Source organism: Thalassoglobus neptunius (assembly GCF_007859735.1).
GTDB lineage: Bacteria > Planctomycetota > Planctomycetia > Planctomycetales > Planctomycetaceae > Thalassoglobus > Thalassoglobus neptunius.
The window spans coordinates 25,597-42,548 of the sequence record NZ_SIHI01000029.1 but is presented as its reverse complement, the minus strand read 5'-3'; the positions used below and the strand labels follow the sequence as shown (position 1 = coordinate 42,548).

Sequence of the window (16,952 nt, the reverse complement as noted above, 5' to 3'; positions counted from 1 at the left end):
ACCCACAACTCACCCTGAACTTCCGATTTCCGTCGCCCCAACGCCATCGTTTCCTCCTTGATCAACTCCAACTGCTGAAAGATAATTCATCTCCCCCATCAATGCGAGTTTTTCAACGGGCTGCTAGGGCGCTGGCGACGCTTGAGTCGTGACTATGAACATCACACCAAATCGAGCGAAGCCATGATCTATGTGGCTTCCATTGGTCGCATGCTCCGCCGCTTAGCTCCTTCACCCAACCAAGCTCCGTTCAAATACCGACTTACAGCATGAAGAGGATTCCGGATAGGCTCTTAGAACTCGCCAAGAATTTCCCCGCCTGCTCGGGTTCCTAAACCTCGCCAGATACCGAGGTCGATGTTTTCACTGATCGTGCGAGCGCCTCCATCCATGAGCACAACTTGAACCGTGCCCGTGTGAAAGCTACGAGAGGTGATGGCTGCGTATGTCGGATTTCCATTCACGCCATCTTTTCCTTCCTGCCAGGAGTTGTAGTCCATCTCTTCATGTTCAGCGCCACCATTGTTGTAAACAACTCGCGAATTCGGCGCGAGCGTCGTCGTGACTCCCGAGTGATGAACACGACCGTCCGGCCACTCGGTATGACCAGTATCTTTGAACTGAACTCCGGAAGCGACGGCAAGCTCAACTTCGGCCTCATTCTGAGGAATCGCCACCTGCGGAGGTCCTCCGTTTCGTTGATAGGGGGTCCACGCTTTCACTTCGGCCGCGAGGAGAGTGTTGGACGATCCATCAGTAGCGTCCCGAAAACTCCAACTCGCGTTCGGTGCAAAGAGCCCGTCTCCTTTTCGCCTGTTGGAAGGATCAAAGACGAACCATGATCCGTAATTGAATCCGTAGTTCGTGGGATAGAGTGTCACTTTTCCGCCGCCGGGATCACGGGCGCGATCGCTTCCCGGGTCACTCGGACAGGCATACACCGGGATTTTGACACCATCAATCGCCGCTTGAAAATCCCACGCGGTCGACAAATCTACGCCGTTATACAGATTCCCCTGTTCCAAATAGGGGAGGATGCGGCCATGAACTCCCCATGACCCGTTGTTCGCGGTATTGGTCACAGACAGATCGATGGACGCACCCGGGGGAAGAAAGCGATTCACGTCCATATAGTTGTGAACAGCAAGACCGAGTTGTTTGAGATGATTCTTGCACTGTGTTCGTCTCGCCGCTTCTCGCGCCTGCTGAACGGCGGGAAGGAGCAGGGCGATCAGGATCGCGATGATCGCAATAACGACCAGCAGTTCAATGAGAGTAAATCCCTTTTGTCTTGTTTTCCGAATCAACAATTCATCGTACTCCAGGCTGACGAGCGTTCGTCGGTCGGCTCGCAATTTGTAAGGTGGGGAATTCCCGGCACGTGAAGTCACTCCCAACAAATACCGTTCCGCAGGCGGGAAAATGATCTGACAGTGGAATATGCCTGACTTTCGCGTTGAGCTGTTCGGTTGATTCGTCGAAACACTCTTCCCAATGGCGAACTCTTCGCCACCGTGGCGAAAAACTCTTCAACAATTTTCTCCCGGCCACTCCATGACCAGAATGCGTAAACGTCGATGATTCCCTGTGCAGGCTCGTGAGAATCCGTCAAACTCACTCGAAGCTGCTTGAAGAAATTCACCGGAAACGAGACTCCAATGCGTTGGCCGATTCGAAATCAGATCCTGGTTCCTTTCGTTCTGATTCAGATTGTGACCATTGCCATCGTCGCTGCCTTTGCTGTGTGGACAGCCATTCGCCAGGTTGATCGCGAGTTGCATTCCCGACTCGACGGAGTCACCGCCACGATCGAGTCAGCCAGCTATCCACTCACGCCAGCGATTCTCGAAGAACTGCACCGATTGTCGACGGCTCATCTCATCGTTCTCGACGACAACGGAATGATCGTCGACACCACTCTGAAGGCTTCCATCCAACGACTACAAAAACAGATTTTCCAGCCACAGCCACAAGAATCTACTGTCATCAAAACAATACTGGGGCAAAGATATCTTTCCCGATTGGTGACACGAAAGGCGGGCTCGCAACGCAACCGAGTTTTGATCCTCTATTCAGAAAGTCGATTACAGGCTGCTCGAACACAAGCGATTCTTCCTCCTATTCTCATCGGTGTCGTCCTTCTATTCCTGACGACAATTTTATCGTTGTGGATTGCCAGTCGATTTTCAAATCGAATCCGTCAGTTGCAGTCACAGGTTGCGCGGATCGCCGACGGAGACTTCACACCGGTCCCGCTTTCTCCGCTCAACGATGAACTGCGTGGACTGACAGAGTCGATCAACAGCATGTCATCCGCGCTGGATCAGTCTCTCAAACAACTCAAGGACACCGAGCGATCGTTCATGCTGACTCAACTGGTCGGAGGACTCGCTCACCAGCTGCGGAATTCTTTAACTGGAGCGCGTGTCTCTCTCCAACTTCATCAGCGTCGATGTCCACAATCCGACGATCAATCGATTCATGTCGCATTGAAACAACTCTCCCTGACAGAGGAGCAGATCAAAGCCCTGTTGCGGGTTTCGCGAGGACAATCGACGCAAACACTTTCCGGACAATTGGGAGATCTTCTGACCGACGCTGTTTCGCTCGTCCAACCGCTGTGTGCTCATCAGCAAATTGAGCTGACCTCCGACGCAGCTGACATCCGCTGTTGCGTTCCTGATTCCGATGCACTCCGCGGGGCGTTCTTAAACATCCTGATCAATGGCCTCGAAGCGACAGGACCGAATGGATCTGTCAATGTCCGCACGGAAGTCCATCCTCAGCAGATTTCCATCGAAATTTCGAACACTGGTCCGCCGATTCCTCCGAAGGTCAGCCAACAGATGTTTCAGGCGTTTTTCACTACCAAACCGGAAGGAGCGGGACTTGGACTGGCACTTGCGCTCCAGGCAGCTGAAGACAACGGAGGCTCACTGGAATACATTTCAGGAGAACGGACGACGTTTCGATTCGTCCTTCCGTGCACTTCTCAAGATGAGGTCATAGACCAAACGGAGAATTGCTAAATCCTGAAAAACGCCCGGCGGATCGAGAAGGTTCTGCGATGATCCTTAAAGAAATATCATGCGAGACTTCCGGACGCCTGAATTCCAACGTCACTTGGAACCCGTTTGCAGTTGCCTTTCGACTCCCCGAAAGCTTCCCTCAGTCTCCCAGTCAGAAGATCATGGCGGGTACTTAACCACCACTCAAAGAACATTTTTATGAGTCGTATTCTTGTCGTTGATGACGAACCAACAATCTGCTGGGCTCTTCAGCAGGCATTGTCCGAAGACGGTCACACTGTCACCGTCTCATCGACTGCGGAAGAGGCACTGCAAAACCTCGAACAGTTGTCCCCCGATCTTGTCATGCTCGACGTGCGTCTTCCCGGAATGGATGGCCTCGCCGCACTCAACCACATTCGAGAGAGAGCAGCGACGACGCCAGTCATTGTGATGACTGCATTCGGGGATCTGGAGACCGCCGTCCAGGCGATTCACCGTGGCGCCTTTGAATACCTGCTCAAGCCTTTTGACCTCGATCAGGTCACGCATGCGGTCAATCGAGCACTGACGCATTCTTCATCGGAAACCCCCTCTACTGAGACCGCAGGAAACGTAGCAGAAACGGGTCAGCTCCTGGGATCTTCTCCTGCGATGCAAGCCATTTATCGACACATCGCTCTTGTCGCCGATCAGGATGTCCCCGTTCTCATCACCGGGGAAAGCGGGACAGGAAAAGAACTCGTCGCTGCCGCGGTTCATCGATACAGCAAGAGAGCCAAGCAACCGTTTATTCCGGTCTGTATCCCCGCATTCAACGAATCCGTTGTCGAAAGCGAATTATTCGGACATGCGCGCGGAGCATTTACCGGAGCTGTCGATCATCGAATCGGGCTTCTCGAAGCAGCAGATCGTGGCACCGCCTTCTTCGATGAAATTGGAGACATTTCCCCCTCGCTCCAAGTGAAACTCTTGCGAGTCCTCGAATCGAAAGTCATTACACCGGTCGGAAGCAACGAGCCACGTCAGACCGACTTTCGGTTAATCGCAGCGACAAACAGAAATCTCGAAGCGATGGTTGCCGACCAGTCATTCCGGGAAGATCTCTACTACCGACTCAATGTCTATCAGATCCAGATTCCGCCGCTTCGCGAACGGACGGAAGACATTCCAATTCTCGCGAACAAATTCATGCGAGCGGTTGATCCTCAAGGACGCGTCACTCTTTCCGATTCAGCGGTTGAAGAATTGACCAAACGCCCGTGGCACGGGAATGTCCGCGAACTGCGAAATGTCATTGAACAGGCTGTCCTTGCCACTCGCTCCGGACAATTAACAGCGGACTGCATTCCTGTTGTCTCTTCATCAATCAAGCAGCCGCGTGAAGCACAACCTCTCGACAACCTTGAGCAGACTGTGCGCGACTGGGTCAGACATTGCGCCGATTCTCAAAGCGACGGCGAACTCGACTCGGGTCTCTACGACGCGTTTCTGGAAACAACAGAACCACTCCTTTTCGAGGAAGTCCTGCAGCTCTCGAAAGGAAATCGACAGGAGGCTGCCAAAATTCTCGGAATTCATCGTCAAACGCTTCGTGACAAGATGAAGAAGCACCAAATGGACTGACCGTCTGTCGATCGGTTTCGCCGTTTCTTGACCTTCTGTAGCACTTGTCGTGGGCCACAAAAGCTGACGGATAATGGCTTGTGGCTCTCGATTTCTGACTGACGCCCCGAACAAACGGAACCACATTCTTTTGAATCAGAGATTACAACGCTCAATGTCGAAGATATACTGATCGCAACTTTTTGATTCGTTTGACATTGGAAGTATTCACAACAATGCGATTTTGGGCGAACCAATTTTCGATACTGGCCTTGATCAGTTTCTCTTCAGGCACGTGCAGTGGTGTTGATTTCGAGAAGGATGTCCTGCCGATTTTTCAGGATCATTGTTCCGACTGCCATTCTGCAGACGATCGAAATGGCGGCCTGAGTTTCGATGATCGAAAGTCTGTGTTTCACGAAGCGGATTCGGGAGAAATGCCGGTTGTCCCCGGAGCCCCTGAATCGAGTGAAATCCTTCAGCGAGTTACAACTTCCGCCGAAGAATTGCAAATGCCCCCCGATGGGGACCGTTTGTCAATGTCGCAAATTGAAATTCTGCGACAATGGATCATTGAGGGCGCAGACTGGTCGAAGTCGGTCGATCCGGACAACGAAGAAACAGAAGCATTGTCCGACCACTGGTCGTTTCAACCGATTCGCTCTCCGAATCCACCTGAAGTGAACGACGAATCGTGGGCATACTCTCCGCTCGACCGATTCCTTCAGGCGCGACGAGAATCGGAACATTTGCAGCCCGTCCCGGATGCTTCTCCCATCGTTCTGATTCGAAGAGCCACTTACGGACTTACCGGACTTCCGCCGACTCCTGAAGAGATCGATCATTTTCTCCAGTCAGTGGAAGAGCAGGGCAAACGCACCGCATTCGCACAGTTGGTCGATGGTCTTCTTTCTCGGCCTTCGTACGGTGAGCGATGGGGACGACACTGGATGGACTGGGTCCGCTACGCAGACACCGCGGGCGACAATTCGGACTTTCCAATCCCGCAAGCATTTCTGTACCGCAACTACATCATCGAGTCATTCAACAATGATCTCCCGTATGACCGTTTTCTCACTGAGCAGATCGCTGGCGATTTATTGCCAGCAGAGACCATTGAGGAACAAAATCGACAACTGATCGCAACGGGCTATCTCGCGATGTCCCGAAGATTTGGTTCGCTCGTCGAACGATATCCGTGGCACCTGACAATCGAGGACACGATCGACAATCTCGGTCGCACCGTCCTGGGCCTCACCATCTCCTGTGCCCGCTGTCACGATCACAAGTTCGACCCGATCTCGACTCGGGATTACTACGGGCTTTATGGAATTTTCTCAAGCACGCGCTATCCCTTCCCCGGACTGGAACTCTTCCAGACACAGCACGACCTTGTTCCGCTCGTTGCCCCGTCCGAAGTCGAAGCCATCACCGGACCATTTCAAGAGAAAACAGTTCAACTCGAGAATGAACTGAAAGCTCTCCTCGACGAATGCGAAGAACGGTCGATCCAGAATGCTTCCAAGGCACTCACAGCAACTGTTGACGAACAGCGAAAGATGCGCGACGAGCTTGATGCAATGCTGATTCGTGCTCGTCGGGCTGGCGAGAAACTCGCTGCTCACCTGAAAGAGATTCCACCGGTTCCTTCTGCATATGCGGTGAAGGATGCCACTCCACACGACTCACGCGTTCAGATCAAGGGCGAACCTGACCGACTCGGGGCTGTCGTTCCGAGACACTTTCCCGAAGTCCTCGGAGGCCAGACGCTGAGCGAGTCTGTTTCGAACCAGGAGAGCGGACGTCGACAACTCGCTCAATGGTTAACCGACGAGAACAATCCTCTCACGGCACGAGTGATTGTCAATCGGGTCTGGCAACGTCACTTTGGTGTGGGAATTGTATCAAGCACCAGCGACTTTGGACTTCGAGGACAAGTCCCCAAGCATCCCGAGTTGCTCGACTGGCTGGCAACAGACTTTATGAATCACGGCTGGTCGATCAAACACCTCCATCGCAGGATTATGAATTCGCGAGCTTACCAGCTCTCGAGCGAAGATCTCGAAGAAAATCTCAAGACTGATCCTTCGAATACCCTGTACTGGAAATTTCATCGCCAACGTCTCGATGCAGAGTCCATCCGCGACACGCTGCTCATTCTCTCCAACGCGCTGGACACTTCTCCACAAACCGAACCCTATGCGATTCCTCCGTACTCAAAGTGGAAATACACCCAGCATCACCCATTCAAAGACGACTACCCCAGCAACAAGCGCAGCGTCTACCTGATGACTCGGCGTCTCACCGCCAAGCCGTATTTCCAAACGTTTGATGGTCCCGATCCAAACGTCTGCACCAGCGACCGGGACGAGTCGGTCACACCGCTGCAAGCTCTCTACTTCGTCAATGACGAATTTCTGCATGAGCAGGCAGAAAAGATGGCTGCAATGTGGACGGATGAAAACGACTCCGAATCAGCGGACCTGCGCCATATTTTCAAGTCCATCTTGTGCCGCGATCCATCACCGGAAGAACATCAACTCATGCTGCAACACCTCGAAGCAGTGCGAGACGCAATTCCTTCGGGGGCTGAGCAGGAAAAAGTCGCCATGGCGAGCCTTGTGCGAAGCTTACTGCGGCTGAACGAATTCCTTTACATCGATTGACTTCCGCTGACAGCTGTTTTTCCGTGCCAGAATTCAAACACACGTCAATTTGATTGATATGCAAACTCACAACCTCCACCGCCGAACCATGATCCGCTCACTCTTCGGTGGATCCCTTCTGATGCCGGGAGTCCTTTCTCAGCTTTTGGCCGAAGACAATCCGACTCAGCCTCGACGCTCACATCGTCCGGCACCGGCGAAGTCTGTCATCTTCATTTACGCGACGGGAGGGGTCTCTCACATTGACACCTTCGACCCGAAATCGACGTCCAATGGACGAGACGGCTCCGGAAAAGACAAGTTGATGGGCAATCTCTTTGGAGCGAAACCCAACCGAGAGTGCGGAACAGAAGTGAGCAACATTTTTCCGCACTTGCGGGACATGATGCACGAAGTCTGCCTCATCCGGTCGATGAGGGCCTCTCACTTTGATCACTCCGAAGCAACACTCGGAATGCACACTGGTTCGCCGACGTTCGCGAGACCGAGCATGGGATCGTGGATTAGCTACGGGTTGGGAACCTTCAATCAGAATCTTCCAAGTTTTGTCGTGATCGCTCCTCACTTGCCATATGGCGGAACGCAGGTTTACGCAAGCGATTTCTTGCCAGCGGTTCATCAGGGAACCAGAGTCATCCCGGGTGACAATCCGATCGCCAATCTGAAAGCTCCCGGTCAGTCCGAGTCACTTCAGCATCTTGAATTTGACCTTGTTCGCTCCATAAACAAGCTGCATCTCGATTCGCGAGAGCATGACACAGCCCTCGCTGCGCGAATTAAATCATTCGAAACCGCTTTCCAAATGCAGCATTCCGCTCCGGAAGCATTCGATCTGAACGATGAACCGGAACACATTCGCCAGCTTTACGGAATTGACCGCAAAGTGAAGGGGCCCGGAGCTGATTTCGCCTGGCAATGCCTCGTCGCTCGGCGTCTCGTCGAACGCGGTGTCCGATTTATCGAATTGATCGACACCGGATCGCGTCCGAACTGGGACTCCCACGGGGAGATGAACGAACACAAAGATCTCGCGTACAACGTCGATCAACCGACCGCAGCCCTCCTTGCCGATCTCAAACAACGCGGCATCCTGGATGAAACAATCGTCTTGTGGGCGACAGAATTTGGAAGGACACCCACTCGGGAAGGAAGCAACGGTCGCGGACATCACCGTGACTGCTTTAGCGTCTGGCTTGCCGGGGGAGGCTTCAAGCCCGGTCACGTCCACGGGGTCACTGACGAAATCGGGAAGTACACCGTCGAAGATCCAGTCGAAGTCCACGACCTGCATGCCACAATCCTCCACCAGCTCGGAATGGACCATGAACGGCTGACTTTCCGCCATGCTGGCCGAGATTTCCGCCTGACGGACGTCCACGGCAACATCCTCCACTCACTCATCTCGTGAGCAAGTAAGGACGGCTCCCCAGAAAAAGCCCACTGGAGCCCAAGACCGGTGAACGATTCGGAAAGCCGGAATCCTTTGGAATTTCGAGTCACATGCCCGGAGATTTCCCAAAAGAGCGATTGAGAAATCCAATCAGCTTCGATGCTGGTCCGAGTTCTTTGGCGTCTTTCTTCCTCGAAATCGTTGCCCCACAGTCGAAAATCGGGCATTGCAAATTGAATTTTTGCAATTTCAAGGAATCTTGTCATTTTCGTGGCACATTCCAGCCGTGAATCTCGCTTGGAATAGTAGAGGCGGTTTCAAACACCTTTTGAATCGACAGTTGGTGTCCCCAACAAAGAATGGTTTGAGGTTTCGAAACTTCCTCACAAAAACATTTGGAAACAAATTACGATTGAAAATGACACTGTGATTGATCTGCGACCCGGGCCGGGGCGCCGGTCGGCTGACATTTTGGGAGTCAAAGTTTGGACTTAGAGACTTACGATGATTCCGACGTCAGATCCAGTGAAGTGGGCCTTCTTTCCGTCCGGAGAAATCCGGGCGGAAAGTTTTTTGATACTTTGGGCATGATCGTTAACGCGTTCTGCCACGCGAGCTTCAGAAGTTGACTCGCAATTCTTCTAAGTGGGGCGGGCACAGCATTCCATCGAAATGCTCATTCTTTCTTCTGATGACGAAGTGACTTGATTGAAAAGCGTGAATTGATTGAGCCGCGTGGCATGGCTCAACAACGCAATTCCCTTCAGCCGGATCGTTGTCATCTCTTTTCTTCACGATTTCGCAGATGCGAACGCACCATTCACCGGGAGCGATCAGCAACTGTGAAGCGTGCAGGCGGGTGCGTAGAGACCTTGAAAATGGTCTACGCGATGACATCGTGGATGACGTGTCCCTTCACGTCAGTGAGCCGCATGTCTCGCCCACCGAAGCGGAACGTCGAACGCGTATGGTCGACGCCCATGAGATGCAGCATCGTTGCATGCAGATCATGAATCTCGGCACGGTTCTCGATCGCCTTGTATCCCCAATCGTCCGTTGCCCCGTAGATCGAACCGGGCCGAACTCCTCCACCAGCCATCCAAACCGAAAATCCGAACGGGTTATGGTCTCGACCATCTTTCCCCTGTGCGAAGGGTGTTCTTCCGAACTCCCCAGCCCAGACAACCAGCGTCTCATCGAGCATTCCGCGTTGGCGAAGGTCTTTGAGAAGGGCGGCGATCGGCTGATCGACTGCGCGAGCGTTGTTCTCGTGACCCTGCTTGAGTTTTCCATGCTGATCCCAACGATCACCGCCAACATTTGGGCAGGTCAATTCGATGAACCGCACACCTTTCTCAACCATTCGTCGGGCGATCAAACACTGAGCGGCGTAAATCCGAGTCGGTTCATACTCGGATTCCATCCCGTACATCCTCTGAAGATGTTCCGGTTCGTCGCTGAGCGACATCACTTCCGGGACAGCCATCTGCATCGCGTACGCGAGTTCATAGTTCTTGATTGCTGATTCGAGGCTGTCGTGGTACCCGTATTGATCGATGACCAGCTGATCGAGTCGGTCGATCAAATCCAATTTGCTACGCTGCTGATCAGAAGTCGATTCCGTTCGTTCGATATTGGCGACACCACTTCCTGAAGGTTTGAAAACCGACCCCTGATAACTCGCCGGAAGAAAACCACTCCCGAAACAATCCAATCCTCCGGGAGGAATCAATCCGCCATTAAGAACAACAAAGCCGGGGAGATTCTGGCATTCGCTTCCCAGCCCGTAATTGACCCAGGCTCCCATGCTTGGTCGTCCCTGAAGACCACTGCCTGTGTGAAGAAAGTAGTTGGCAAACGTGTGCTCAGGAAATTCCGAGACCATCGAACGAATGACTGCCAACTCGTCAACGCACTCGGCCACATTCGGAAAGAGACTGCTCACGGGAATCCCGGACTCCCCATGCTGTTGAAACTTCCACGGGCTCGCCAGAACGTTTCCATTGTTATTGAACTGAGTCGGTTCGACTTCGAACAGTCGCGAGGGATCTTTTCCATTGTACTTGTCGAGCATCGGCTTCGGATCGAAGGTATCGATCTGAGAAGGCCCACCATCCATGTACAGGAAGATCACATTCTTCGCCCGCACTTCGTGATGAGGTCCGTGATCGGCTCGGCCGAGTTCGTCGCCACCTTCCAGAATGTTGCCAAACGCCGGGCTGCTGGCCAGTCCTGCCAGAGCGACTGCCCCGAATCCACTGGCACACTGCAGAAGCATCTCCCGCCGGGTTGTGGGTGTTTGTCGATAACGTTGGCAAGGGTAAGGCAAATGAAGTTCTGACATGTTATTTCACCAACTCTGTCGAGCGTGTCGCTCTCGAAATGAATATGTTCAGCGTCGATCTCAGGAACGTGATGGTTAGCGAAGGAAGATAAATTCCTTGGTGTTCATCAGTGCGTGTGCGAAATCTTCCCAAGCGGTTTGTTCACTCATGACATCTCCGCCGCTTGAGTTCGAAGCCGTCAAAAATTCCATGGCAACTTCTCTTTCACGCGCGTTCGAGGATCGGCTAAATGCTGTCTGATACAACCAGTCGAGTCGTGAATCCATCGAATCGTTTTCCTCGATCGCCCGTTGAGCCCACAGCTTGGACTGCTCAACGACAAACGGATCGTTCATCAGGATCAAAGACTGAGCCGGAACATTCGAGACGTTTCGTCTTCCCATCGTGCTGAACGGAGCAGGGGTGTCGAAGGTCAACATAAATGGCGAAAGGAAATTTCTTCGAACGGCGACATAAATTGAACGTCTCCCATCGCCATCCAACGGCCCACTATTCTTAGGACGGCCTCTTCCATCCATGAATGGCGTCAGATGAACCGGAACAGGTTCTCCGTAGAGTGTGGGGTCGAGCCGTCCGGAAATTGACAAAATCGCGTCACGAATGACTTCTCCTTCGAGACGTTTCGGCGGACGAAAATGCCACATTTGATTCTTGGGATCGGCCCGAAGTGATTCCGCCACGGGAACGCAGTCAAGTTGATAGACGCGTGAGAGGACGATTTCGCGAATCAGTTTCTTAATGCTTCGACCATCATTCACAAATTTCACCGCCAGATGGTCCAACAACTCCGGATGAGTGGGACGTTCTCCGAGGACTCCAAAATCATCGGTCGTCGGTACGATTCCTCGGCCCATCAGGAAATGCCAGATTCGATTGACTGCAACCCGGGCTGTGAGCGGATTGTCAGCGGCGTTGATTTTCTCAGCAAGTTCCAGGCGGCCACTTCCAATGGGGATTTCCATCACTTCCCCTCCGTTGACAGCTGTCAGGAAGTGCCGTGGAACCTGATCTCCCGGCTTTGAGGAATTTCCCCGAATGAGGATTCTCCCGTCTTCTCCCGTTCCGTCCATCATCGCCATCGCGAGCTGTGAACGAGTCATGATCTGACTCTGAAGATGTTCACGTTCCGTTTTCCAGTTGGCAATCAGATCACTGACATCTTCGTCGAGAAAAGATTCGACAGCCGCCACTTGTTCTGCGGTCAATTGGTCCGAGAATCGACGACCAAGTTCTTGACGCTGTTCGGGAGTGGCCCCCCGAGTAACGAGAGAAACCTGTAGCTGTTTTCCCTCGGAAGGAGTGAATTCAAGGTGAATTCGATGCCCCACGTATCGCTGCAAATTAAGATGAGTCCATTCGCTTCCCGGCTTGATTTTCGCAATGGTTACACCGTGAAGCGGCCCTGCGATGAGTCGATGAGAATCGACACAGGCCACGACGTGCCCCTCTCCGCGCACCCGGCAGGCCACATTACCGTCAGTCACAGCAAACGTTGGTGTTCGCAAGGTTCTCCCGCTTCGGGGGAAGGTGACTAACCGACTTTTGTTGTGAACACCTTTCTCCCACACGGACTCAAGTTCATTCCAGATTGGATCGCTGATGGCGGCATCTTCAGTGCACATTCGGAGCGACAACTCTCCGCCTTCGTCCGACCAGTAAAACTCACCGGCACGCTTCGGACGGGCACCGTAAATGAATCCGTCCTGCATGAATTCGGAAGAGGAAACGTTTCCGTAGTCCAAAACGACGAGATGTTGCAGCGATGAGTCCACAGGTTTTGAAGTTGGTTTCGCGAGATTTCGCGTGCGCAGCTCATTCTCGATTTTCTCTTGATAGTCTGCATCAAGTTGAGCCAACTTCTCTGCGACAATTCGATTGTGTTCGATCGATTCGAATCGAACCTGACGGTAGTCGCTACTTTCGAGGAATCCGGAGAGCGAGTAATAGTCGGCCGTTGAAATGGCATCGAATTTATGATCGTGACAGCGTGCACACGAGACGGTCATGCCAAGGAAAGCTTTCGACATCACATCGATCATGTTGTCAAACCGATCGGACTCATCCTTGCGAATGTCGACGGGTGAGTGCACCCACTCTCCGAGGAACCAGAACCCGGTTCCAAGTATCGACTCATTAAACCCTTTGTCGGGATTCAGTCGCGGGTTGGGGAGCAAATCACCCGCGATGTGCTCCCGGATCAGTTGATCATGAGGAATATCTGAGTTCAGAGCACGAATGATATAGTCGCGGTACTGAAAGGCATTCGGAGCATCGTTATCGAACTCATGCCCGCGCGACTCGGCATAACGAACAAGATCAAGCCAGTGTCGGCCCCAGCGTTCCCCAAAATGCGGTGACGCCAGAAGCTGGTCGACGAGATCTTCGACCGCTTGCGGAGATTTGTCGTTGACGAAAGCGGCAACCTCTTCTGGAGTGGGCGGCAATCCAATCAGGTCGAAATACAAACGTCTGATCAACGCAGAACGGTTCGCATCACCAGCTGGTTGCAGATCCGCATCTTCCAGACGAGAGAGGATAAAGTGATCGATCGAATTGTTCGGCCACGACTCCCGATCAACCTTGGGAATTTCCGGAGCGTGAATCGGCTGCCAAACCCAATGTTCAGAACGACGAGATTCGAGATCAAACTTTGGCTGAACCGCATCGGCAGTCGGAGCTTCCTCTTGGGGCCAGGGAGCTCCCATTCGCACCCAGTCTTCAAGTGCTTGAATGTCTTCCGAAGAAAGCTTCCCTTTGGGAGGCATCTCGTAGGATTCGTATTTGACAGCTTCAATCAGCAAGCTGGAGTCAGGATCTCCGGGAGTAATGGCTTCGCCCGAGTCTCCGCCGGCAATCAGAGCGGCACGACTGTCAACGAGCAGGCTCGCTTGGATTTTCTTTGCCTCAGCGCTGTGGCAAGAGTAGCAATGCTCCGCCAAGATTGGCCGAATTTTCTTTTCGAAGAATTCGAGTTCTGTTGGTGCAAACTCCTGGTCATCCGCACGTAAAGCCTGAAGAGCAAGCAGACCAGTACTCACGCAACACAAAAGGCAAACAATTCTCGTCCAGACCGAATGCATGAACGCTCCAAATTGAATGAACTGCGACAGGACTCGCATGGCGGGGATTCTGAGTTTCAAACTCGAGTTGGTTCCAAAGTTTTTGAAGTCGATTTGCGTCAGACCATTTTCGCGGCTGTCAGTACTCGGAAGAACTCGTTTGTTTCGAGGACCACCAAACCTGCTCGTGCGATTCGCAACGAACGGGAGACGAAAACGATGCCGACAGTTCATCAAATTCAAATACGATTATCGAAACTCTAGAAAGTTTAGCACTCGCGACGGGAATGCGTCGAGGATAGAATGCGACATCACATTAATAAAATGCGACATCATTCCCGCTTCTCGATTTGAGAGCAGAACATGAGAGTCCTTTCTCGACCGAAAATCGGCTTATTCGTCGAGTCATCACGATCATACGGGCGAGATCTCCTCCGGGGAATCTCTGATTTTGCCCGAACCCGCACAAACTGGTCATTGTTGCACCAGGAAATGTCGATTGACGCAGGACTTCCGAATTGGTGGCAAAACTCATCACTGAGTGGAGTCATCGCCCGAGTCGACACCCACACCATCCTTCCGCTGCGAGCTTTGAACGTTCCGATCGTTGATGTTCGGTGCCGGCGTCTGTTTGAGAACATTCCCCAAATTGAAACCAATGATCGAGAAGTCGCACGTCTCGCATTTACGCATCTCTGGGAGCGAGGATTTCGTCGATTCGCGTTCTGTGGTTTTCAGAACGCCCACTATTCCGAGAACAGATTGCGACACTTTCAGGAATTCGCATCAGAATCTCGTTGTCCGTTCGCTTCTTATCAGTCTCCCGGCTCAATCGACAAGACTCTGACAGACATCGAGCAAACCGGACTGGCTGATGTCGACCAGATGTCTGCCTGGTTGCGATCTCTGAAGGTCCCAACAGGCCTGTTCGTCTGCAATGATATTCGAGGTCAGCATGTGCTCAACCTTTGCCAAAACCTCGAAATCGCCGTCCCGGATGACCTCGCGGTTATCGGCGTTGATGACGACGACGCGATTTGCCCATTGAGCGATCCACCCCTTTCGAGCATCCGTCCAGATGCACACCGCGTCGGATTTCGAGCGGCAGAGACACTCAAACGCATGCTGGAAGGAAACACCCAAATCGCCCCCGTCGAACTGGTTAATCCCGCCAGAGTGGTGCAGCGTCTCTCAACTCAAGTCAATGCCATCGACGATCGCGAAATTTCTCGAGTGTGTCGCATCATTCGTGAACATGCGTGTGAGGGAATCAAAGTTCGGGACGTTGTTGAATATACGAACCTGTCACGTCGCCAACTCGAACGACGGTTTCGCAATCTGCTGAACCGTTCCATTCATGAAGAAATCACAGCCACACAAATCGCTCGTGTTCAACAACTGCTTCGCGAAACGACACTCACTCTTGAACAGATCGCCCCACTGGCGGGATATCGCCATAAGGAACGGCTGTGCGCCGTCTTCAAACGCGCAATCGGTCACACTCCCGGAGAGTACCGAAACAATCACAAACACCTCGAGCCCTTGAATTCTCGCAAGTCACCATAGCCTGACAATCAACGATTCGGAACATCGTGACCAACGAATCACGGCTGCCTACAAACGCACAGTTGAGATTTCTGGACGGGCAGCGCATCGCCTTTTTCACAAGATTCGGGGTGAGAATTAGATTTCTGGCATCACAGTAACGTGTCTTGCGACAAGGATCTGTAAGGCAACTTAGCGACATACACGCTTAACGCGATGAAATCGCAAATTTTTGCTGTCGGCAACGGGAGTAAGGTTGGAGCCTCCATCGAGAGAAGCGAGAATCATTGGAGTGATGAAGAAGTCGTAGCCCGTGAGTTTCGTCGTCGAGGAAAACTCTCAACCAGTGTTTCCCTCGCCGATACAAACAGGAAATGCAGACCTATGAAGCAGCATGGAAGAAGTGGCCCAGCTCTCACCGGAATCGCCCTGTTGCTGTTTCTGGGAGGATTGTTTCCAGCAGTTGCGCTAGCTGCGGATGATGAAGCACCGCATGCTGTGATCGTAGTTGGCACGCTGCACTATTCTCCGGAACTGACGATGCCGGTCTTGGCGCAAGAGCTTGAGCGGTTCGGATTTCGAACGACCGTTGTTATGGGGGAGGGTGATCCGGAAAAGAAAACGGACGACGTGCTTCCAGGAATTGAAGCACTCGCCGACGCGGATCTTGCAATTTTCTTCCTGCGATTTCTCAAGCTTCCGGATGACGAATGGCAACCCATCGAAGATTACATTACCTCAGGAAAACCGGTGATTGGACTTCGCACCGCCAACCACTCATTCAAATATCCGTCCGGACACCCACGCTTTGAATGGAACGACGGATTTGGTCGACGGGTCCTGGGGACTCCATACGTTGTGCACCAAACGAGCGAAACAGAGATTCGTGTCGTTGAAGAAGGGTTAAGTCATCCAATCATGACCAACGTCCCGAAGAAATCCTGGGTCTCTCCCGGGACACTTTATTTGACGCGATTGGAAGAAGGGTGCCTGCCACTAGTGGAAGGCTCAGGAGATGGTCGAGCGAGAACGCTCAATAAAGCCTTTGGAACCATCGAAGTCCAACCACACGAGTCAGACGTTGTCGCTTGGGCATGGGAAAACGAATGGGGGGCAAAAGTCTTTGGGACGTCATTTGGGCACCCCGGAGATTTTGCCGAGGAATCCTTCGTACGAATGCTCGTCAATGCGGCTCACTGGTCACTCGATCGCCCTCTTCCCGGTGCTGAAGACGAAGTTTCGACCTGGAACATTGAACGCGTCGATAAGAAGCTGCGACGCTAAGAACAGGACGCACCACTTCTCTTGTGGCGGTTCTTCTTGTGTCGATCGCT

The 16,952-nt window shown here is 52.6% G+C and carries 9 protein-coding genes and 1 pseudogene; 7 read left to right on the top strand and 3 right to left on the bottom strand.

Annotated features, from left to right (window positions below; all coding sequences use genetic code 11):
* Positions 1–126: 126 nt before the first annotated feature.
* Positions 127–273: pseudogene (locus tag KOR42_RS28140) on the top strand (IS5 family transposase); the annotation flags it as partial.
* A gap of 20 nt (positions 274–293) precedes the next feature.
* On the opposite strand, the gene KOR42_RS20745 reads toward KOR42_RS28140, so the two are convergent.
* Positions 294–1,325, bottom strand: a complete 1,032-nt coding sequence (locus tag KOR42_RS20745) for a DUF1559 domain-containing protein (RefSeq protein ID WP_390620908.1) — start codon at positions 1,323–1,325, stop codon at positions 294–296.
* A gap of 333 nt (positions 1,326–1,658) precedes the next feature.
* Here KOR42_RS20745 and KOR42_RS20740 point away from each other — a divergent pair, with 333 nt between their 5' ends.
* From KOR42_RS20740 to KOR42_RS20725, 4 genes are all read left to right on the top strand, one after another.
* Positions 1,659–3,029, top strand: a complete 1,371-nt coding sequence (locus tag KOR42_RS20740) for a sensor histidine kinase (RefSeq protein ID WP_146511748.1) — start codon at positions 1,659–1,661, stop codon at positions 3,027–3,029.
* 198 nt (positions 3,030–3,227) lie between these two features.
* Positions 3,228–4,634: a sigma-54-dependent transcriptional regulator gene (locus KOR42_RS20735; RefSeq protein WP_146511747.1), complete on the top strand. Its 1,407-nt coding sequence runs from the start codon at positions 3,228–3,230 to the stop codon at positions 4,632–4,634.
* Between the two features lie 215 nt (positions 4,635–4,849).
* A complete protein-coding gene (locus tag KOR42_RS20730) occupies positions 4,850–7,279 on the top strand; it encodes a DUF1553 domain-containing protein (RefSeq protein WP_146511746.1) in 2,430 nt (809 codons plus the stop codon).
* Between the two features lie 121 nt (positions 7,280–7,400).
* Positions 7,401–8,687, top strand: a complete 1,287-nt coding sequence (locus tag KOR42_RS20725; RefSeq protein ID WP_231741046.1) for a DUF1501 domain-containing protein — start codon at positions 7,401–7,403, stop codon at positions 8,685–8,687.
* An 865-nt stretch (positions 8,688–9,552) separates the two neighbouring features.
* Here KOR42_RS20725 and KOR42_RS20720 read toward each other — a convergent pair.
* A complete protein-coding gene (locus tag KOR42_RS20720) occupies positions 9,553–10,947 on the bottom strand; it encodes a DUF1501 domain-containing protein (RefSeq protein ID WP_146511753.1) in 1,395 nt (464 codons plus the stop codon).
* A gap of 141 nt (positions 10,948–11,088) precedes the next feature.
* Positions 11,089–14,094 carry a PSD1 and planctomycete cytochrome C domain-containing protein gene (locus tag KOR42_RS20715; protein WP_146511752.1) on the bottom strand — a complete coding sequence of 1,002 codons (3,006 nt, stop codon included), beginning with the start codon at positions 14,092–14,094 and terminating at the stop codon, positions 11,089–11,091.
* Positions 14,095–14,436: 342 nt separating this feature from the next.
* Here KOR42_RS20715 and KOR42_RS20710 point away from each other — a divergent pair, with 342 nt between their 5' ends.
* On the top strand, positions 14,437–15,639 hold the full coding sequence (locus KOR42_RS20710) for an AraC family transcriptional regulator (protein WP_146511744.1): 1,203 nt from the start codon (positions 14,437–14,439) through the stop codon (positions 15,637–15,639).
* Positions 15,640–16,002: 363 nt separating this feature from the next.
* On the top strand, positions 16,003–16,902 hold the full coding sequence (locus tag KOR42_RS20705) for a ThuA domain-containing protein (protein WP_146511743.1): 900 nt from the start codon (positions 16,003–16,005) through the stop codon (positions 16,900–16,902).
* Positions 16,903–16,952 lie beyond the last annotated feature (50 nt).